This window comes from Azospira sp. APE16 (genome assembly GCF_047901315.1).
Classification (GTDB): Bacteria; Pseudomonadota; Gammaproteobacteria; order Burkholderiales; family Rhodocyclaceae; genus Azospira; species Azospira oryzae.
This window is the reverse complement of sequence record NZ_CP179682.1, coordinates 641506-661033: the sequence shown is the minus strand read 5'-3', so window position 1 is coordinate 661033 and position 19528 is coordinate 641506. Positions and strand designations below refer to the sequence as shown.

Genomic DNA, 19528 nt, shown 5'->3' with positions numbered 1-19528 from the left:
AAGAATGATTCATTTCAGCAACGCGCATTCCGCTGCACGCCGCGCAACGAGTCCAGGCAGCACTTTCCCGCCGCCATAGACCCATCGGCGCAGCTCTTGGCACGCAGCAGTCCAGTCCCGCTGATTGATGCGCCGCCGCAGCGTCGATGTCTGCAACCGCCCCGCGCCGAGGTTGAACGTGAAGTCAACGATGGCCGCGAGCCGCTCCTCCGGTTCGGTCGCCAGCACCGGGCAGTAACGCAACGTGGCGGCGAGTGCCGATTGGAGATCGCGCGCCAGATAGACCTCGGCTTCTGCCTCGGTGATCGGCGGGTGCTTGGGGTCGCAGAGATGGCCGTACCCAATCGTCCAGAAGCCTGCTGGGCAGATATAGGGAACAGCAGTGATCTCGATTCCGCGTTTCACCTTGCGCTCGAATCCCTCAAAGCGCTTAGCCAGCTCAATGGCCGCTTTGGGTACCTCGATCACGGCCGCACCCGGTCGAACACGCGCCCGAGGAACCAGAAGTTGAGCACCCCGGCCCACAGCGCCTGATCGGCCTCCGTCCAGGCATGCAGGATGGCCATTCCCCAGCCAGCACCTGCAGTCACTGCCGCCGCGAAAGCGGCCGTCTTGGCGGCGCAGTACAAGGCCATGAACCAGTAGGTGATGACGGGGCGCACGCTGATCGACAAGGCATCGGCCCAGCGCACCCCAGTTTTCTCGCCCTGCGTGCGAACGGCTTCGCGCAGGGTTTCGATGGCTCCGACGTTCCACGCGGCGTCGGCACCCGCGCCGATTTCCGACATTCGCTGCGCGCCACGCAGCTTCTCGAACTCCAGCGCCTTGTCCTGCATCGCCAGTTCGTGGCCACGCTCGCCTTTACGGTCGAGCCATTTGAGGATTTCAGGTGCAAGACGGAAGGCCCCGCCGAGGAGGCCACCAAGCAGTGTCTCGATCATTGCGGGCCTCCCATCAGTTTCAGCTTGATGGCTGCGCCAACGAGCAGTGCGGCCAGGATGCCGGTGGTGATGACCTTGACAGTGGTCTGCCACGCGGTACGGCGGGCATCGCGCCAGGCTTCGAGCAGGTCGCGCAGTTCACGGATGTCTCGTGCTGCGTGGCCGTTTTCCAGGCCAAGGTGGGTCAGGACACGCTCGGCTCCGCGTTCAGCGGCGCGGTCCAGCAGTTCGTCGAAGTCCTCGCGGCGCAAGAGGAGCATGTTCTCGACGAGAGCAGGCTGTTGTTGTTCGGGTTCGGTCATTGCGGTCTCCAGAAATGCGAAACCCGCCCAGTGCGTGAACATCTGGGCGGGTTTCCGGTGGGTACAAAGATAGGTATTCAGATGGCGAGGCCTGCGCTCCAGCCGGTGGACTTGTAGGCCGAGAGCTTGGCCTCGTCCTCGATGTAGCAAAGCCAGCCGATCTTGGGCGAGTGGTACTCCCAGGCATCGGCAATGCGCACCGCGATCTGGTTGGTTTTTCCCGCCCACACACCCGTGGCAGCCGCAGGCACGATGTAGCGGTCGCCGTTGGCGGGGCTGGCAGGTGGCGTGGTCAGGTCGCGGTCTTTCACGGACAGGCCGACGACAGCGCCGAGGCGCTTGAGGTTGGCGTCCATGCCGGTGTCCCAGCCGCTCTCGCCGAGCGTCCAGCCGTAGTTGAGTCCAAGGTTCGGATCGGTTGATGACATGGTTTATCTCCAGAGATTAGATGCCTGGCGAATGCGCCGGACAGCGTCCGGGTCGCCGGTGCGATGGCTTTGCTGCGGGTGTTGTCGCCAATGCCGCCCAACGATGGGCAGGTAGAGCACGCCGCCGCGTTTGGCCACGAGCAGGGTCAGCAGCCAGTCGGCGAAGTTGTTGAGGTCGGTGGTTTCCTTGAGCACGGCTTCGACGACGGATCGACGCATCACGATCAGGCCGTGCACGTGGCTAGCGCTGTTGGCGTGTTGCCAACGGCTGTAGGCCAGACGCCGCACGGCGAGGTCCTGGCCGTTTTCGTCGGTCAGTGCTTCGTCGGTGTATGCCATCACGGCCTGCGGGCAGGCATCCAGCGCATCGGCCAGTTGTGTGAAGGCACTGGCTTCGTACAAATCGTCGGGATCGACAAAGGACACTAGCGGCAGCGTGCCTTTTGCATAGCCTGCCGCGCGTGCTTCGCCGATGCGCCCCGGAATGCCGGGCAAAACGTGCAACCTGATCGGTGCTTCCTCGAGGCTGGCGATGCAGGCCTCACGCCATTCGGCAGGCTCGTTAAGGGTGAGCAGATGAACATCGATGCGCTGCTCCATCACACACCTCCCCAATACTGTCCCCAACGCAGGCCGTAGCCCGCGCGATCCATGACCCGCACCTGCGGCTGCCAGCTGCTCAAACCATCGCGCTCGGCACTGATCTCCACCGTGATGCGGTCGCCCAGCGCACCGGCATCCAGCGCGGCAACTGCTGCCGTCAAGATAAAGGTTGTGCCGAGCAGTCCCGTTTCGGTGTGCGCCAGCACGCCATTGCGATTGCGGATGCGTAGCGTGTAGGTCACGCCCAGTTCCGGCCCGATGTCGCCCTCGTCTTGCTGCACGAGATAGGCGGTCTGCTGCGTGCGGTCGCGATGCGCCCACGCGACGGTGAGGTCACCGGCCACCACAGCAGGCTCGGTCTGGCCATTGAGGCGGATACGACCGGGTGGATACGGCAAAGCCTGCCGACCGGCCAGCACCATCGACTGCCCATTGGCGGCCAACACAGGATCGCCCTGATCGGTCGAAGTGCGAGGAATCGCGCCCACGAACACCGATTCGCCCGGGGCGCGCTCCGCACCTTCGGATGCCAGCCATTCGCCCGCACCGATCAGCCGAGTCCCCGGGGCATGTGCTTGGGGGGTGGTGTCGAGCACGCCACGTGCGAGATCGATAGTCGCATTGGCGGCGTCGAAGGCCAGGACGGCAACGGCCTCTGCAATCACCCCACTGGCATCCAGCAGGTAGGCGTAGTCGCCCACGGCCAGTCTCTCCGGCTGGCTGATGGCCGTCACCGGCACACCGATGGCATCGACCTCGCTGGCAGGCAAGGCCACATCGAGCGTCAGCAGTGGTGCGTAGTCTTCGCCCACCACGGCAGTGAGGTCGCCGCTGGACGCGCCGGTAGCCAGTTGCCAATTTAACTGCCCGGTGCCACCGGCAGCAGCCAGCGCACCGAGATAGGTGTCCGTATCGGTCAGGTAGGCCAGATCTGCGCGCGACAAACGCCGGGCCAGCTCCCAATACGGCACCTCGACGGCCAGCACCAAGGCGGGCGGCAAAGGCTCAATGGTCGGCTCCTCGACGTGCGGTGGCGGGGGCGACAGCACGGTGTTGCTTATCCCGAACACATCTTCCATGGCTTCGATGCGCCACTCGGCCGCGCCCAAGGTGCCGGTGTCGATGCCGGTGACGCGCACCACCATCTGATCCACACCCAAGCGTGGCCAGTTCAGCAGGAACACATCACCTGGCAGCGGCGCACGCTCCAGCGTGTCGCGTGCCACGGTCAGGCTCATCCGGGCCAGGGGCGAACCCAAGGCGCGCAAGTCACGCAATGCCAGCCGCGCGGCCAGAGGCCCGTAGTTGACGCCCGGGTAGTCGCGGCGTTGATTGATCACGCCGCCTTGCAACTGGATGGCGGCCAGGTTCTCGACCGTAACGGCAGCATCACCGCCGGTCTGCCAGTCGGTGTAGACCACGGTCAGTTCATTGGGCAGCTCGCCCCACTGGGCACGTTCGAAGCGTTCCAGCCGCACGATTTCGTCAGGCCCCAACTGTGGCAGGCTGTCGATCCAATAGTCGTCGCGCAGCAGCTTGAGCTCAAACGTGCCTTGCTCCGGGTCGGTGTAGAGGATGCCGCCAATGTGGTCGATGACCTGGCCGATGAAGCTCTCGATGGGCTGCTGGCGCGTCCAGATCAGATTGAGGCCGAAGCCCTCGCTCGACAGGGCCCACGCTGCGTTCCAGAAACTCCAACCGATGGTGCTCTGCGGGTAGCCCATGCCCCAGTGCGGATCGGTGAGGCTCTGCACCAGGATGTGCGCCGGGTTCATGCCGACGCTGATTTCCTGGCCTTCGTCCTCATCCCAGGTGCGGACTTCGGCATTCCATTCCATCCACGGCGCATCGAACCAACCCGCCGTGAAGCGCCGGACGCGCACTGCCCACGGTTTGATGTAGGGGTTGTTGGCTGCGAACAGGATCTTGCGTGCCACCAAGGACAGCACACCCCGAAATGCCGGAATGGAACTACCGAGGCGGCTCATCAGGTAGTCGTTGCGTCCTTGTCCGGCATGACCAGAAAGCACATCGATGGTGCCGACCACGCCGCCTTCGCGCTCGTCGCCGCCAAACAGGGTTGGCTTGTTGATGCTCAGGCTGGTCAGCCCGTGGCCGGTGGACAGCGGCGCGCGGTCGGCATCACCCCACGCGGTACGGTCGCCCATCTGGATTTCCTGCACGGCATCGACCGGGCCTTGGCACAGGGCCAGATGCAGACCCATCCGGTAGCGATAACCAACGGTTTGCTTCTTGCTGCTGCCACCCATCAGACTTGCTCCCGCTGGCTGGATCGATTGCGGGCGTGATCGACCACACGTTGTGCCATTGCATCGCCAGTGGCCAGCAAGGTTTCGGCATCACAGCCATCGCGCAGGAAAGCGCGGAAATCCAGATCGTGACGCGCAAACCAAGTGCGCGTGCCGTTCACGCACAGGCCCACGGCGCGCACGTGATCGATGGTGATGACGGTCTGAGTGGTCATTTCTTGCCACCTTTCTTCTTGATCGGGTCGGCTTCGAGGTCGCCATACCAGACGACGTTGGAGCCACGCAGCAGCACGGTGCCGAACACGACGGGAATCGGTCGGCCTTCTTCTGCGGTGGGGGCATCGACGTCAGACAGGGACGCCGGTTTGGGTTCGGGCGGTTTCGGCGCGAGCGCGACCGAAACCAGCGCCGCCACCACGATGACGACGAGGTACCACATGGCGATTTCTCCAGGGATTCAGAACACGCCCGTCGAGAACGGGTTTTTGCTCGGGATGGCGGGAAAGCCGCCGTAGTTGTCGAGGTTGCCGAAGCGCGACACGCACGTGGCCGTGCTGTGATCGCAGCCGACCGTCAGCAGAACCTCGGTACCGGCTTCAATGGCGACCGGATAGAGCAACTCGACGCCGCCACCGTAATCATTGACGATCATGTGGCGGGCACCTTCCGGGGTTTGCAGCCAGCCACCGGCCAAGCCTCCACTGACACTGCCGGGCGTGCCACCATCGAGATCGACGTTGCGGCCATTGCTGTTGCTCACCAAGGCACTGGCGGAAATGGGTGAGGCACCACAGGCAGCCGAATACAGCACGTGGGAACACTTGCGGCTGTAGAGCCGCCGCAACCCGATACGCTTGAGACTGACTTGCGCCGACTCGCAGCGAACGCGAGCCACATCGTCAGCCACTTCGACACCCAACACCCGGCCCATCCAGCGCGTGCCGGAGATCCACCAGTAGTCGCCCCAGGTATCGCGCCGTCCGATGCGCAGGGTGATCGAGGTGGTGTCGCCGGTCAGCGAGTTGGCGAGCAGGTGGCGCACCAAATCACAGTTCGGCGGCAGTTTCAGATCCAAGCCAGCCTTCGCAGCTTCAGCACCCAGCGCCAGTTCGTTGCGTTCCAAGGCCAGGCTCTTGTAGAGGTTGCCATCCAGATCAACATCGAATTCGTGCGGCGTTAGATAGAACTGCGCGCTGTTGCTGGCGAAGGCGTATAGCTCGACTTCCAGCAATGGATTCTGGCTCATCGTGCTTACTCTCCCTCGTAGGTTTGACGGTCATTCCCGCGCGGTTCGGGCAACTGGCGCGCGGTCAAGGTGATCTCCAGCAGCGTCGGGCTGTGCCAGTACAGATCGATGGCATCGTGGTCGAGGCGGCAGCGCACGAGGCGAATAACGCGGCTGCCTGCGGGCACCCAGTCGTCGAGACCCGAGCGCAGCACCAGCACACCGCCTTGATCCAGATGGCAGGTCGCCGTCAGGACGTACTGCCGATAGCCGTCTGGGTGCACGATCAAGCAGGCGGCGGGGCGATGCCAAAAATCCGAAATTCGCGCGGAGATGTCTTTGCCATCCATGCGCAGAAAGCCATCCTCGGGATCGGCTTCGACGGTCACCCACAGGATCGGAGCCAAGCCATCGGGCAGCCAGAAGGCTTCCAGACGGCCTTGGGTGCGCCACAACCGCGCCCGCCAGATTTCGATTTCATCGAGTGAGCTGGCCAGATAGCGCCGCTGCAAAGTCGTCGTCGCCCACGGATCGTCCCGGCGCACCCACGGATCTGCAGGGGATAAATCCTGGCGGGTGATCGTGGCTTGCGCGGCGGCTGTCGGATCGTCCCGCCAGTTGCCATCTGGCCAGACCGGGATCTCGTCGAGCCATGGGTCATCGAGAACATCCTGGTCGGGCAGTGGCGCAGGTTGGATCTGCGTGGGGATGTTGCCGCCGACCATGCCAGGCACCCACTGCGTGAGATCCGCAGGATCGATGGCCTTACCCCACACCAAGGGCATGATGGTGCTGCCCACGGCTGCAGCGCGTGCCAAGGGCTCCGTCAGCCACAGCAGATCGCTTTCCACACGCTCAAGTTGGGCGATCTGCCAGCCATCGGCGGCGATGATCAAAATCCAGCGGCCATTGTTCTCAGTTTCCTGCCAGCCCTGCACACCGTCATAGGTCAGATGCACATTGGCCGAGAGTGGCCCGAACTGTCGCCCGTCAGCTTCGGTCACATTGAGTGCCAGTGCGCCACGTTCGCAGGACTCGATGAGGTGCACCGCGTACTGCGGCAGCGGCCACAGCGCCATTTGACCGAGATGATCGGCCAGCCAGTCGGCCACCAGGGCATCGGTCTTTCGGGCGTTGCCCACCTTGTAGGTGAGCCAGCGCCGAGGAACACGTCGGCGTGCCTGACGGGATTCGTTGCCACTGGCCAGCCGTGTGACGCTGGTCTGCCACTCCAGCCGTTCCACAAGGGGCTCCATCCAATCATGACGGAAGGCAAACACGCCGAGTTGCGCATCCGGCCAAGGCTGGTCGCCGAAGGCATCCATACCGGTGGCGACGATGGCGCTTGAGGCCGTATCCCGGCGCAACACTTCGACCAGAAAGATCGGTGCATCGATGGGTGGCCAGGGGCCCGCCAAGGATTCCGCCAGCAGGCTGGCCGCCAGATTGGGCGGCAGCGGAGCGACAGCTGTTTCCGGCGTGAAGCTGGCTGCGCTCGCCCCGAAGGTGGCGCGCGAGAGCACTTCACCCTGGAAGGCGGGCAGTTCGCTTCCAGGCATCGGCTTGCTGGAAACCTCCGCGAGGTCTTGAACGACGACACGATCCGTCATGCCGACTCCACGCCGAACTCAGCGGCATTGAAGGCGGCCTCCGTCCACTGCACGTTGCCGTTCGGGTTGCGTTCGAGCAGCGTGCTCTGCCAGGCCAGTTGCTCCTGCAGAATGATGTCGGTGCTGACGGCGCTTTGCACACCACTGACCACGAGGCCTTTGACCTTGCCCAGACCGGCGTCGGTCTTGCGGGCCAGCATCGTGAGCTGGACGCCATAGATGGCGGGCGTGGCCATCACCGGCAACGGCTCGACATCGAAGGACTGGCGCAACCCCACGTTCGGTGCATTGATCGCCGTTGCCTCGTCCTCATCGCTCACGGCTTCCCACGCGGCAGTACCGACCGGGCTGGCCGTCCACTGGTTCAGGCTGCCATCGGCCTGTGCCTGCAAGGCATCGACGCGCACATCACCGAGGAAGGTGTTGTTGATCGTGCCGCTGGTGTCGGCGATGTAGAAGTCGTCGACGTCGATGGTGAGCGGACAGCTCTGGCCGGGCACGGCACCCACAAATGCCGTGAGCAGTTGGCCACCGCCCTGGATGGTGTTCTGCGCGGTCATCTGGATGGCCAGGATGCCGTTGATGCGCACTGACAGAATGCCGTTGCTGGTGCCCTGCGTGACCTGCAACTCGATGTAGTGCCAGCCGCGCGCCGGAGCGCTGGCGACTGAGACAGAGATCAACTGGTCGTTGCCGTACTGCCACCGGTAGAGCTTGAGCCGACCGTCCTCGCCGATTTTCACGAGATGCGCGACCTGCGAGTTGGCATCGCGCACGCCCAGGAGCAGTGGCTCGGTGTAGGTGTTTTGGTACGGCACCACACGAATGGCTGCCCCGACGATCAGGCTGGTCTTGGTGGCGTCGAGATTCTTGACGTAGCCACCACCCGAACCTTCCGGCAAACGCAGGGCATAGGAGGACGGACGACGGCCATTGATCCGGGTGGCCTGCGGCGAGAGATACGCTGCCTTGCCACGTGCGAGCCACGGATCGCCAAAGCTGTCCACTGCCTGCGGGTCGTAGTGATCGAAACCGTCGATGAACAGAAGTGCCATTGGACTTTCCTCTGAAAATTCAGCCTTGCAGCACCGCACGGATGGCCCGTGCATTGCGCCCGATGATGTTGACGATGACTTTCTCTCCGGCAGGCGACTGCAGGTGGTCGTGGGTCACGCCCGGATCGACCGCGTTGACGATGCGCACCGCCTGATTCATCTGCGGCTGTGCGGGCGGCACTTTCACCTCAGGTACCAGCCCGCCCGCTGCGAAGGCCAATTCGCCACCCTTGAAACGTGGGCCTGCCGACAAGCCGTTGAGCGAATCGAGAAAGGCCACACCGACCTGGCGCACGGCGGCCGCCCGCACCACGTACTCGCCTGCGGACAGGCGCGCCGGGATCGAATCCGACGTGGCGCTACCCGGCCCGGAGACCAAACCGCCGCCCGCAAACTTCTTGATGCCACCCAAGAGCGCCATCACAGCGGCGACCATGGCTACCATCGCGGCCACCGCGAGTGCCGGGCCAACGTAGGGAATGGAAGCCTGCGACGCCGCCGCCCCGGCTCCCGCCTTGGCTGCATCCATCGACACTACGGCGGTGGTTTCGGTGGTCTTTTGGGCGACCTTGGCGGCGCTGGCCGCCGCATCGACGGTCTGCTCCTGCTGGATGAAACCGAGCTTGAGCGCCAGCATCCGCGCCTGCATGGCGATCCACTGCTGGAACGGCTGGATCACGATTTGCTGCAGGAAGGCGTCGGCCACCTGCTGAAAGATGCTCGCCAAGGCACTCCGCCAGGTCTGCGCGCCGGTGATCATTCCGTTGAGCGCACCGCCGAAACTCTCGCCGATGCGATTCCACAGCGGGGCCATTTCATCGACGGTGAGCTTGGTGCGATCCAGCTCGTTGCGCCACGCCTGTACGCGAATCACCGCATCCGGCCCTATGGCCTGCGCGGCTTGCTGCATGGTCGGCAACAGGCGCTCCATCTCGGTGGCCGATTGCTGTTGCAGGGTCACGATCTGCTGGCGAGCCTGTGCTTCGGTCAGCAGCCCAGCCTGCTGCTGGGTCTGAATGGCCTCCTGCGCATTACGCAGACGCTCAGTGACTTGCCGCCACTGAGTTTCAAGCGCAGCCAGATTGGCCTGTGCAGCCTTCACATTGATGAGCCGATCAACGAGCGACACGCCATCGGCATCGCTTTCTGCCGCCAGTCGCGCACGCAGATCCCGGTAGCTGCGCTCAATGGCAGCTTGCCGGTCGGCATCAGTGGGCGTGCCGGTGATCTGCGCCAGTTCCTCACGCGCCTGCGCCAAGGCATCGGCCAGCTCACGCTCGGCTTGCGCGGCCTTACGCGCATTTGCCTGCTCGATGTCCGTGCGCCGATTGTTGAGCGTGATGAGGTCGGCTTCCGCCTTGGCCACTTCGGCCTTGGCACGCAGGCGGTCGTTTTCCGATTTGCCGGTAGTGGCGACTTGCTGACTACGGGCCAGCTCCTGCTGCTTGCGGGCAATCTCGGCGTCGACCTCGCGCTGTTCGAGGGCAGTTTTCTGCGTGTAGTAGTCGCGCACCGAGACCAGACGGTCTTCGAGTGCAGCATCCAGCGCAGTTTGTTGCCGGGTCAGACCGTCCTTGAGCAGCGCGAACTCGGCGTCCAGCTGCGCTTTCATCAGCGTGGTCTGCGCGCCGGTCGTGTCCTGCGCTGGCTTGACGGCTTTGGGCTTGGTCAGGCGTTGAAGCAGTTCCGGATCGGCCTGGATCTTGGGTGCCTTGACCTCGATGGGCTTGGGGTCGAACAGGCTGTCACGGAAGGACGCCAGTTCATCCAGCCGTTTGACCAGATTGCCCTTGAGGTCGGCAATGATGGCCTTGGCGCCATCGGTGTTGCCCTTGAGCGCTTCCACAGCGGCGGCCACGCCTGCACCAATCGCTTCGCCCAAGGCGACGAAGGCCTTGCCGACGGTGGCGGCACCGAGCGCCAAGATCTTGAGCACCAGCACCACGCCATCCAGGATCGCGCGCAGCGTGCCGCCTTGCTTGGCCGACTCGACCATGCCACCGGCCATATCGTTCAGGGCGGGCAGCAAGGACGCGATGATCTGGTTGCCAATGCTGGTGGTGGCCAGTTTCAGCTTGTCGAGCGCATCGTTGAAGTTGCCCGCCTGCGCCGCCGTTTCGCTGCTCATCTGCACGCCGAGCGCCTGCATCTCGGCAGCCAACTCGTTGATGCCGTCGCGCCCCTGATTCAGGAACGGGATCAGCTCGGCTCCCGACTTGCCGAACAGTTGCACGGCCAGCGCGGTTTTTTCTGCGCCATCGGGCATGGCCTTGAAGCGCTCGGCCAGATCGAGCAGCACCTGATCGGTGGCCCGCAGGGTGCCGTCCTGGTTCTTGAACTCGACACCCACGGCGGAGAATCCGCGCGCGGCATCTTCCGACCCAGTCGCGGCTTCCAGCATCGTGGTGGACAGCTTGCGCAGCCCCTTCTCGAACGATTCGCCCGACACACCGGACTGCTCGGCTGCCGGTTTCCATACCGACAGGGTCTCGACGCTGACACCGACACGTTGCGACATCTCATCCAGCGCGTCGCCAGTGTCGATGGCCGATTTCACCATCGCGGTCAGACCGGCCACCGACACGGCCACGCCAAGGTTGGCCAGTACGCCATTGACACTCTTGGCGGTGTCGGTCAGGCCACCCAGGCCCCGCTTGATCGAATCGAAAGCGGTCTTGGTCTGGTCGACGGCACTGATCAGGATTTGGGCACGATTGCTTGCCATCAGACTTTGTCCAGTTCTTGTTGAATCGCCCGCGCCAAGGCAGGTAGTGCGCGTTGCACGCCACCCGCCAGATTCAGTCGTCGTTTGAGATCGACGCGCTTGACCAGCACGGCGATGGGAATCTCCTGGCCACGCTTGATCTGCTTGGCCCCGGTACGACCACGCTCGGCACGCTTGAAGCGGCCCAGCTGCCCGGCGTTCTCCTTGATGTTCTCGGCCATCAGCAGCACGCGACCGTTCTTCTCGATGAAGAAGGCATTGCCCGAGCGCATCAGGCCGTCAATGACCGCCTTGAAGCGCTTGGGGCCGATGCGCCCGGGCAGCAGCGGTATCAGCAAATTGCCGCTCACCGTGCCGCCTTTTTCATGCAGACCGAGCCAAGGAATCTTGCTGCCCACCAGCAGGGCGGGCAGCAGTTCGGGCTTCTTGTCGAACACCTTCACGCCCATCGAGGAGATGAAGCTGTTGCGCTTGACGGTGAAGGCACTGCGCATCTCGGATCGCGCCGCATCACGCACTTCACGCCCGCCCGATTGCATGCCCTTGGCGACAGCGGTGTGGATGGCACGACGCCGCTCGGTACTCCAGGCCGCCAACTGGCGCGGGTTCAGCAGACCAGTGGTGGTGAGCGAGAGACGCATGGGTCAGTCCTTGAGCAGATCGCGTTGCAGTTGTTCGATGCCTCGCTTCTCGCCCTGGGCTGCCACGGCATGAATGCCGAGCAGCTGGGCAAGTTGCTGCCGTTCGATCTGTTCGTCGGCATCCAGAAAGGCTTGCGCCTGAGTGAGCGTGTAGGCCATCACGTCGCCAAGCCGGTGCCCGGCGCGGATCAGGCGGGCGACGGCACTGTCCCAGCCGAGTTCGTCAGCGAGCGCAGCGTCGGCGCGAGTCGCTGGGCCGCGCCCTGAATCGCCGGGACGACGTGCGCCACGAAAAAATCCGCATTCACCTCGAACACGGCAGCGGCCAGAAGAACGGCGTCCTCCAGCGACAGGTCATTGATCCACGCACGCTCACGACGCGTGGTGATCGCCAGCAGATCGAGCACGGCATCGCCGTGCCGTCCCAGCAGCGCCATCCAGTCCGGATCGCTGGTGATTTCCTCGACCAGCGGGCGCACCACGGCCAGCAGCCGTGGCAACTCACCCAGCCGGATCGGCGTCAGTTCCAGCGCGGTACCAGACAGCGTCACGACCACAGGCTCAGGGGGGAAGGTCTTGAAGCCGTCCATCACAGCAGCACCAGACGTCCGAACTGACCGAGATCACCACCGACCGGCTTGGTCAGATCCGCCAGCACTTGGCCCGAAAGCTCGAACTTCAGCAGTTCGTCCGTGATGATCGAGAGTTCCTTGGCCGGGTTGATGGCCACGCGGTAGAGGTCGATCACCACCTCGCGGTTGCCGTCGGCGGTGTTGAGCCCTTCGAAGCGAATCCAACGCTCGGGCAAGGGCTGGGTGAACATCGCCGTGCTCTGCGCCGCGCCATAGGCGTAATCGACGGAGAACGGCTCGGTGTACGGGCCGCCCGACGTGGCATCCAGCACCACCAGTGAACCGTGCTTGGCATTGACGCTGTACTGGCTGACCGGGAGCGTCTTGGGCGTGACATCTGAGTCCTGGATCTGCACGGCGGACACGTTTTGCATAGCCAACGGATACAGACTGCCCGGCGTGACAGGGTTGGGCAGCAGCTCGCCAGTCACCGTGCCGGGGGTGATCGTGGTCGTGGTGCCGTAGAGCGCGAGCGCCAGGTTGGTGGCGATCAGCTCTTCCAACGTGCAGGCAAACTCGCCTTTCTTGGTCTTGATGAGTTGCAGGTCGGTCAGGCGCTGACCCGACTGCGCTTCCTGGTGCTCGATGGTGTCCACCGACAGCGACACCTTCAGCTCGGGCACGTTGCCAACGAAGGTCAGCCCAGCGGGATTGCCGAGATCATCGCGTGCGCCGATGTAGACGCGGCCTTGTCCGGAAAAGTAAGCCATGTTCAATCTCCTTGGGTAGCTGCAGTTGTGGAAACACCGGACGTGGCATCACGGCGGGTGGGTTTGGAATCAGTGGCGGGGGTGGCCGCTTTGGCAGTGCCTTGTGCGATCAGCCAGCGGGCGCTGGCGTCATTCAGATCAAGGCGATCACCTACGGCGAGGCGCTTGCCTGCGTGGGTATGGGGTTTCAGTAGTTCGATGGAGAGGGTTTGCATAAGGTGTTCATCCTGTTTGGGTAAGGTCGATGGCGTGGGTGCGGTAGCGGATCTCGTAGCGGGCAGGCAGCGCGACGGCCCCGGCGTCGGCGTCGTCGAACTCCCATTCGCAGTCGATCTCGCGCACGGCGATGGCCAGACCGCCCAGATTCGGGTCGGCGAGCATTGCCGCATGGGCCGCGACCAGCGTCTGGTCGGCGATGTCGAAGGCATCCGCACCGCGCGCCACCACGGCAAGCCGGACGATCAGCAACCGGTCGACCAGGTGGTTGGCGTGGGCGGTGATGCTGTCGCCATCGACGAAGAGCAGCAGCGCTGGACTGGCCTCGCGGGTGACTGGCACGGCAGGCATGCGCAGCACCGGTATCGGGGCAATCGCAGATGCCAGGCGCGTGACGATCTCCCGCAAGACGCGCTCGCGGACGGAGTTCATGGGGAGTTCCTCAGAGTTGGGAGAGCGAGGCGCGACGCTCGGTGCCGTCGCCGATGGCGCGCACGTCGCGCACCTGATAGGTATTGCCTGCCACCTCGACGGTGTCCCCGGCTGCCAGCGTCAGCCAGGACGCCGGGTAGTCGATCTGGTAGTCCCGCGACAGCGCAAAACCATCCAGCACGGTTTCGTCCGGGGCACGGAAGGCGCAGTGGACTGTGGTGCCCGCCACCGTGACGGCGGTCAGCAGTCCTGCACTGCGGGCTGCCTCGTACAACGTCGCGACATCCATCAGGCAGCAACGAGCTTGATCAGCACACCCGGTCGGTGGCACATCGGCAGCGGGTTGCTCTGCGTGTGCAGATCAGTGCCCCGGTCGAACTTGCGTGGCTCCTGCTTGGCATACAGCGGCTGGCCGATGGTGTTCACGGTCTCGTTGAAGTCCGCTGGCGCGAAGTAGGTCGCGAAGGTATCCACCGTGCCGACCGGGAAGGCATGGGCTTCCCCTGCGGCAATGAAGCGGCGCGACCCCAGCGTGCCGTCGGCCTGCACAAAGGAAGCCTGGCCACGGTATTCCTCGAAGGTGATGCCGCTGTAGCTGAAGCCCGAGCGCATGTCGTTGATCAGCACTGCGCCCTGCTGCCAGTTCTGGTAGGCCGTCTTAACCTCCTTGTGGGTGGTCAGTGCCCGGAAGAACTCGGTCGAGCACAGCACATGCACGCCGGTCGAGAACTCGCCGGTGAGCCCATCTTCCATGAGGCCCAGCAACTCGAGGCAGGCAGTCTTGATTTGCCCGTTGTCGGCCGCCGTCGAAAACTCGAAGGACACCGATTGCGCAGTGATGTCGAACTCGTCGAACAGATCGACGAGCTCACTGCCATCAGCGTCGAGGATCTTGCCCTTGAGCGCACCCATGCGCAGATGCTCCAGGGTGATCGCGTGCTTGTTGCGCATGGTCTCCAGATGGCGGGCCATGACACCGCCGATGGCTTCCATTTCGGTTTCGGAACCGAAGGCGCGCAGTCCTTGCACTTCCTCGGGCAGCACCACGTCGTCGTGCGGGATGTGCGGGATCACGAAGGAGCGCAGGTTGCGCTTGCCACGTTCACCCACCGTGCCGGGCGAACCGGGCGCCCGGGTGGGCAGCAGGTTCAGACGACCGGCGTACTCCTCGACGATGATCTGCCGGGTGCGCACCGGCTTGGCCGGGAACAGGTTGAGTTGCTCCAGCCGCCCATAGCGGTTGGGCAGGAGGTTGATGGCGGCCGTCAGGCTGGCCATCGAGAAGCCGGGGTTTTCAAAAGGGTTCTGCATTTGGGATCTCCAGAAATGACGAAACCCGCCAGCGGCGGGTTTTGGGGGGAGTGAAACGGAGCGTTGGAAGTGGGTCAGGCGCGGGTTTTAGGCACTCTCGCGGGCCAGGACTCCACGTTCTGCGAGTTGCTTGATGGCAGCCGCTTTGTGCGCAGTGCTGATGCCGGTCGGCCAGATCAATGCGCCGCGCGCGACGATGGCGTGGCGGGCGATCAGGATCGCGTCCTCACGGTCGATCAGCGTCGCATCGACGTCATTGCCGAGCACGCCAACGGCGGTTTCCGTGCCGTCCGAGGCGCTCGGGTCGAGGGCCTTGAGCTTGGCGGAAGCCGTTTCGCGGCCCACCACGGTGCCCAGCGACAGGTTCTGCGCGGCCGCGACGGTGTCCTGGTCACGCGAGTAGAGATTCGGCGCTTCGTACTTCAACAGGTCGCCGAGATTCTTGGGTTGAGAGACAGTGGGCATGGCTTACTCCTTGGCGGTGAGTTTCTTGACGGCAGCGACCACCGGACTGTTTTCCGGGTGCTGGCTGGTTCCTGCCTCGGCGGTGATACGCGAGGCAATTTCGGGTTGGTCGGCACGGGCGTCGAGCAAGGCGCGGCGCACCTGCGCTTCCGAGAAGCCTGCTGCGAGGAATTCCGCCGTGCGTTGGGATTGGCCCGCGATCAGGCACATCTCTGCAATGGCCTGAGCTTGGCCGCGCCCGCTGGCGAAGGACTGCGCCAGTGCGGCTTGGGCGGCAGGCGTCGATTGCGGATCGCTCTCAAGCTGCGACTGGTCGCCCTGTGGGTCGGTCTCGGCCGGACGCTTAAGGTTTTCGTGGTCGTCTTTGGGGTCGGTCATGGTGTTCTCCAGGGTGAAAGGTTTGCTTCGGGGCGGGTTTGAAATGGATTGAGTAGACAGGCTTCGCGGCGAGGCGCGGGCCACGCCAGGCTGCGCCAACCGCTGCTTGGCCGCCAACGCGTCGGTGAACTCGGTCATCACCGCATCAAACGGCATCACCGCGTCGGCGAGGCCTGCTGCCACCGCCTGCTCGCCATAGAACAGCCCCGCTTCGGTGGCGCGCACGGCATCCGGATCGATGCCGCGCATCTCTCCGACCTGATTCACGAAGATGTCGTAGAGGCGATCCACCTCGGTCTGCAACGTGGTGGTGGCCTGCGGGGTGAGTGGCTCGTGCGGGGAGAAATCGTTCTTGTGGCTGCCCGCGAAGACAGCGGTGTAGTTCAGGCCGTCCTTGGCGTCTTTCACCGACTGGTCGACGTGTAGCGCGATCACGCCAATCGACCCGACGCCAGCGGTCTGCGACAGCGTCAGGCGCTGGCAGGCTGCCGCGATGGCAAAAGCCGCCGAGTACGCGGCATCGTTGGCGTGCGCCCAAATCGGCTTGATGGTGCTGGCAGCGCGGATGCGCTCGGCCAACTCGAACACACCCGATGCCTCGCCGCCGGGCGAATCCAGATCGAGCAGGATGCCCGCCACCTGTGGGTCGGCCAGCGCGGCGTCCAGTCGGGCTTCGATCTCGCCGTAGGACATCAGGCCAGAGGCGGCTTCGATACCCATCGAACGTCTGACCAGCGTGCCGACCACCGGGATGACGGCAATGCCCGCCTGACCCGATGTGGCGTTCTGGCGCGGCATGGGCAGCGGCATCGCCATGTCCAGATCGGGCAAGCCGATGCGGGAACCCAACACGGAGAGGATCACGTCGAGTTTGGGACGCGCAATGAGGAGCGGCGTCCCGTAGAGGCGGGACGCCAGATGAACGAGTTGCATGTCAGTTGTCCTGTTGGTCTTGCGGCACGGCCACCGTGGCGGCCACATTCATGGGAGCGCCCGATGCCGATGGTTGGGGCGCTTTGTCGTGGCGCGGGTCGGAGTCAAAGACCAGACCGAGCGCATCGGCACGCTGGTTGTCGGCGGCGATCTCGCGGTCGATGTCCTCGGCGTCGTAGCCGAAGGCCGAGATGGCTTCCGAGCGAGACAGCAGCCCGGCGCGAATGGCGGTCAGCATCGCGTCGAATTCCTTCTTGGGATCGACCCACTGCCAACCCTGTGGAATCCATTTGGCCGCGAAGTAGTCGCGCTTCTTCTCGCTGAACTGCGGCAGCGCCAGCGCGCCTTCAAGTAGCGCCTGCTCCATCCAGGCACGCCAGATCGGGCGGCACAGCTGGTGGACGATCACGCCGTGCTGGATGGCCTCACAGCGGCGGCGAAACTCCAGCAGCCCGGCCCGGATCGACGAGTAGTTCACTTGCGTCAGGTCGCCGGTCAGCATCTCGTAGGTGATGCCCATCGCCGCTGCCACCGCCCGGAACTGCATGCGCAGGAATTCGGCGTAGCTCGCGCCAACGTCGGCGGGCTGACTGAACTTCACGTCCTCGCCGGGCTCCAGGATCTGCATCGTGCCCGGCTCCAGCCCGGCCAATGCCGCACCGCTGGCATCCGGCAAGCCTTCACCCATCAGGTTGTCCTCGGGTGACAGGCGCGTGATGAAGCCCGCGAACATCGCGGCGGTTTTCTTGCGCACGAGCTCGGCGTCGTCGTACTGGTCGAGTTCGTTGAGCTTGACCAGTGCGCGCGCCAGCCATGGTTCGCCCCGGATCTGTCCAGGCCGCAAGGGACGAAACAGGTGGATGATTTCGCTGGCCGGGACACGCACTGTGTCGAGACCGCCTACCACGCCACCGGTGCCCGACATCGGGGCCAGTGAGCCATCACCCGGATGCGAGCGATACAGGTGGTAGGCCACCCGCCGTCCGAGCTTGTCGAACTCGATACCCGCACGGATGACGTTTCCGGAAGCCAACTCCTGATTCAGCGTGGCTGGCAGGTGTTCGGGTTCGAGCAACTGCAATTGCAGGCCCACCGGCAGGCCATCCTCCGGGCGGCGATAGCGCAGCCGCACCAGACATTCCCCGCCTTCGAGCATGGCGCGACAGGCCAAGGCCTGCAGTCCGTAGAAATCGGTCAGTCCGGCGGCATCGGCCTCCTCGCACCAGTCCCACCACAGGCTATGAATGGCTTCACGCAAGTGCTGATCAGCCAGCATGCTCTGCGGCTTGATGCCGGTGCCGATGGCGTTCGAGACAAAGGCCTCGACGCCTGCCGCTGCCCAGGCATTGCGGCGTACCAGATCGCGGCTCTTGGCGCGCAATTCGTTCTGGGTGAACGCCAGCGCTGCAACCGCACCGGGATTGCCAACCTGCCACGCCAGGGCGCGACGGCCACCACCGATACCGTCATAGAACGGGGTGCCGCCAAGCAGACTCATGCCGACGCGTCTACGCATTCGGTCAAACCATTGCATGTTCAGAACCCTTTGCCGGTGGTGACCCGGATCTGGCGTGGCGCGCCAGGCCACAGTCCGGTGTCCACGGCCTGCTCGAAGAGGTCGCGCTTGACCGACGCAATGGCGGCCTGGAGTTCATCGACGCTGCGGTACTCGACGGTCTTGTCGCCAAAGGTCACGCGCTTTTCGCCCTTGACCAGCGCCGCTTCCAGTGCGTCGAGGTGTGCTTGTGTGTAGGCCATCAGCGGAACACCGTAAGGTTGATTTCGGAGGAGTCGTCGAACGATGCGGACGTGGTGGCGCAACTGACGTCGACGTACTGGGCGGTCTTCTGGTCGGTGCTGGATCGCACGATGGCAATGCGCTGCGTACCGCTGTTGGTGCTGCTGCGGGCAAGCGCCGTCCAGCAATAGTTGGCGTCGGGCATGGCAACGGCGAAGGTCACGCGGTAGCGACCCGCCGCCGTCCGGGTCACGCTGGCCACGTTGTGCGATGCGCGCACGACGACCTGCGTGCCGACATAGCCGAAACACACCCACGCCCGGGCCAGACCGGGGTGGGTGGCGTCGATCTTGGTCTTAACCTCAAGCCCGACACGACTGGCCAGCGCACTGATGCGCGATGCGAGGCTCATCAGACCAGCGCACCCACAAAGACCGCGACGAAGTCTGTGTCGGTATTGCCGACATCGGTGGCTGCGACGGCACCGATGTTGCTGCGCGCCTGCAGTTGCTCGGCCACGGTCAGCGACTGCGCCGCATCGAAGCGCACGCGGTTGTTCACGGCGGCGAGCAGCGCATCCAGACCGCTGGTGCCGTTCTGCAGCAGTTGCTGGATTTCCACCAGCGTGTCGTACGCAGCATCGGCACCGCCCAAGATCTCGGTCTTGAGCGCGTCGAGCAGTGAGACGATCTTGTTGGACGAGTAAGTGGTCGTGGCCGCGACGTGCGCATCGTCGATCACCGCCGACGACACCACGGCGGCTTTCAGTTCGTTGATGGCCGCGACCAGATTCGACTTGTCGGTGGTGGTGAGGTTGGCCAGGTTGCCTGCCTTGGCGCGGACGTCGTTGAACTCCTGCGCGACGCGGATGACCAGGCTTTCGATACGGGTAGCAAGACTCATGTTTTCTCCT

The 19528-nt window shown here is 64.2% G+C and carries 25 protein-coding genes and 1 pseudogene; all 26 read right to left on the bottom strand.

Annotated features, from left to right (window positions below):
- Positions 1-9: 9 nt before the first annotated feature.
- The 26 genes and pseudogenes from ACLSSQ_RS03400 to ACLSSQ_RS03275 all read right to left on the bottom strand — a co-directional run bounded on the left by ACLSSQ_RS03400 (position 10) and on the right by ACLSSQ_RS03275 (position 19518).
- On the bottom strand, positions 10-468 hold the full coding sequence (locus tag ACLSSQ_RS03400) for a lysozyme (RefSeq protein WP_416243785.1): 459 nt from the start codon (positions 466-468) through the stop codon (positions 10-12).
- Complete coding sequence (locus ACLSSQ_RS03395) at positions 465-941, bottom strand: hypothetical protein (RefSeq protein ID WP_416243784.1); 477 nt, start codon at positions 939-941, stop codon at positions 465-467. Before ACLSSQ_RS03395 ends, ACLSSQ_RS03400 begins: the two co-directional genes overlap by 4 nt.
- Entirely contained in the window at positions 938-1243 is a 306-nt protein-coding gene (locus tag ACLSSQ_RS03390; RefSeq protein ID WP_020200523.1) for a DUF6127 family protein, read from the bottom strand. Before ACLSSQ_RS03390 ends, ACLSSQ_RS03395 begins: the two co-directional genes overlap by 4 nt.
- 77 nt (positions 1244-1320) lie before the next feature.
- Entirely contained in the window at positions 1321-1671 is a 351-nt protein-coding gene (locus tag ACLSSQ_RS03385; protein WP_126461616.1) for a DUF2793 domain-containing protein, read from the bottom strand.
- 3 nt (positions 1672-1674) lie between these two features.
- Positions 1675-2271 carry a hypothetical protein gene (locus ACLSSQ_RS03380; RefSeq protein ID WP_416243783.1) on the bottom strand — a complete coding sequence of 199 codons (597 nt, stop codon included), beginning with the start codon at positions 2269-2271 and terminating at the stop codon, positions 1675-1677.
- 1184 nt (positions 2272-3455) lie between these two features.
- Positions 3456-3998, bottom strand: a pseudogene (locus tag ACLSSQ_RS03375) (phage tail protein); the annotation flags it as partial.
- 545 nt (positions 3999-4543) lie between these two features.
- The gene (locus ACLSSQ_RS03370; protein WP_239505149.1) at positions 4544-4759 is read right to left on the bottom strand and encodes a hypothetical protein; all 216 of its coding nucleotides are present in this window, start codon (positions 4757-4759) and stop codon (positions 4544-4546) included.
- The gene (locus tag ACLSSQ_RS03365) at positions 4756-4983 is read right to left on the bottom strand and encodes a hypothetical protein (protein WP_009521704.1); all 228 of its coding nucleotides are present in this window, start codon (positions 4981-4983) and stop codon (positions 4756-4758) included. Before ACLSSQ_RS03365 ends, ACLSSQ_RS03370 begins: the two co-directional genes overlap by 4 nt.
- Positions 4984-5001: 18 nt before the next feature.
- The gene (locus tag ACLSSQ_RS03360; protein ID WP_416243782.1) at positions 5002-5790 is read right to left on the bottom strand and encodes a DUF2163 domain-containing protein; all 789 of its coding nucleotides are present in this window, start codon (positions 5788-5790) and stop codon (positions 5002-5004) included.
- A 5-nt stretch (positions 5791-5795) separates the two neighbouring features.
- Positions 5796-7379, bottom strand: a complete 1584-nt coding sequence (locus tag ACLSSQ_RS03355; protein ID WP_416243781.1) for a hypothetical protein — start codon at positions 7377-7379, stop codon at positions 5796-5798.
- The gene (locus tag ACLSSQ_RS03350) at positions 7376-8434 is read right to left on the bottom strand and encodes a hypothetical protein (RefSeq protein WP_416243780.1); all 1059 of its coding nucleotides are present in this window, start codon (positions 8432-8434) and stop codon (positions 7376-7378) included. Before ACLSSQ_RS03350 ends, ACLSSQ_RS03355 begins: the two co-directional genes overlap by 4 nt.
- 19 nt (positions 8435-8453) lie before the next feature.
- The gene (locus ACLSSQ_RS03345; protein ID WP_416243779.1) at positions 8454-11159 is read right to left on the bottom strand and encodes a hypothetical protein; all 2706 of its coding nucleotides are present in this window, start codon (positions 11157-11159) and stop codon (positions 8454-8456) included.
- Positions 11159-11800 carry a DUF6441 family protein gene (locus tag ACLSSQ_RS03340; RefSeq protein ID WP_416243778.1) on the bottom strand — a complete coding sequence of 214 codons (642 nt, stop codon included), beginning with the start codon at positions 11798-11800 and terminating at the stop codon, positions 11159-11161. Before ACLSSQ_RS03340 ends, ACLSSQ_RS03345 begins: the two co-directional genes overlap by 1 nt.
- Before the next feature lie 3 nt (positions 11801-11803).
- Positions 11804-11959 (bottom strand): hypothetical protein, encoded by a 156-nt coding sequence (locus ACLSSQ_RS03335; protein ID WP_416243777.1) that lies wholly within the window; start codon positions 11957-11959, stop codon positions 11804-11806.
- A gap of 29 nt (positions 11960-11988) precedes the next feature.
- On the bottom strand, positions 11989-12390 hold the full coding sequence (locus tag ACLSSQ_RS03330) for a hypothetical protein (protein ID WP_416243776.1): 402 nt from the start codon (positions 12388-12390) through the stop codon (positions 11989-11991).
- On the bottom strand, positions 12390-13142 hold the full coding sequence (locus tag ACLSSQ_RS03325) for a hypothetical protein (RefSeq protein ID WP_416243775.1): 753 nt from the start codon (positions 13140-13142) through the stop codon (positions 12390-12392). The genes ACLSSQ_RS03330 and ACLSSQ_RS03325 overlap by 1 nt, the downstream gene beginning before the upstream one ends.
- 2 nt (positions 13143-13144) lie before the next feature.
- Positions 13145-13357 (bottom strand): hypothetical protein, encoded by a 213-nt coding sequence (locus tag ACLSSQ_RS03320; protein WP_308307363.1) that lies wholly within the window; start codon positions 13355-13357, stop codon positions 13145-13147.
- Positions 13358-13364: 7 nt separating this feature from the next.
- A complete protein-coding gene (locus ACLSSQ_RS03315; RefSeq protein ID WP_416243774.1) occupies positions 13365-13790 on the bottom strand; it encodes a hypothetical protein in 426 nt (141 codons plus the stop codon).
- Positions 13791-13800: 10 nt separating this feature from the next.
- Positions 13801-14079, bottom strand: a complete 279-nt coding sequence (locus ACLSSQ_RS03310) for a hypothetical protein (protein WP_236213235.1) — start codon at positions 14077-14079, stop codon at positions 13801-13803.
- Complete coding sequence (locus tag ACLSSQ_RS03305) at positions 14079-15101, bottom strand: major capsid protein (RefSeq protein WP_020200538.1); 1023 nt, start codon at positions 15099-15101, stop codon at positions 14079-14081. Before ACLSSQ_RS03305 ends, ACLSSQ_RS03310 begins: the two co-directional genes overlap by 1 nt.
- Positions 15102-15188: 87 nt before the next feature.
- Positions 15189-15566, bottom strand: a complete 378-nt coding sequence (locus tag ACLSSQ_RS03300) for a head decoration protein (protein WP_416243773.1) — start codon at positions 15564-15566, stop codon at positions 15189-15191.
- Positions 15567-15569: 3 nt separating this feature from the next.
- Positions 15570-16877, bottom strand: coding sequence for a S49 family peptidase (locus ACLSSQ_RS03295; protein WP_416243772.1), 1308 nt, complete (start codon positions 16875-16877; stop codon positions 15570-15572).
- A 1-nt stretch (position 16878) separates the two neighbouring features.
- On the bottom strand, positions 16879-18375 hold the full coding sequence (locus ACLSSQ_RS03290; protein WP_416243771.1) for a phage portal protein: 1497 nt from the start codon (positions 18373-18375) through the stop codon (positions 16879-16881).
- A 38-nt stretch (positions 18376-18413) separates the two neighbouring features.
- Complete coding sequence (locus ACLSSQ_RS03285) at positions 18414-18635, bottom strand: phage head-tail joining protein (protein WP_416243770.1); 222 nt, start codon at positions 18633-18635, stop codon at positions 18414-18416.
- Positions 18635-19027, bottom strand: a complete 393-nt coding sequence (locus tag ACLSSQ_RS03280) for a hypothetical protein (protein WP_298394250.1) — start codon at positions 19025-19027, stop codon at positions 18635-18637. The genes ACLSSQ_RS03285 and ACLSSQ_RS03280 overlap by 1 nt, the downstream gene beginning before the upstream one ends.
- Positions 19027-19518: a hypothetical protein gene (locus ACLSSQ_RS03275; protein WP_009521722.1), complete on the bottom strand. Its 492-nt coding sequence runs from the start codon at positions 19516-19518 to the stop codon at positions 19027-19029. The genes ACLSSQ_RS03280 and ACLSSQ_RS03275 overlap by 1 nt, the downstream gene beginning before the upstream one ends.
- Positions 19519-19528: the final 10 nt, after the last annotated feature.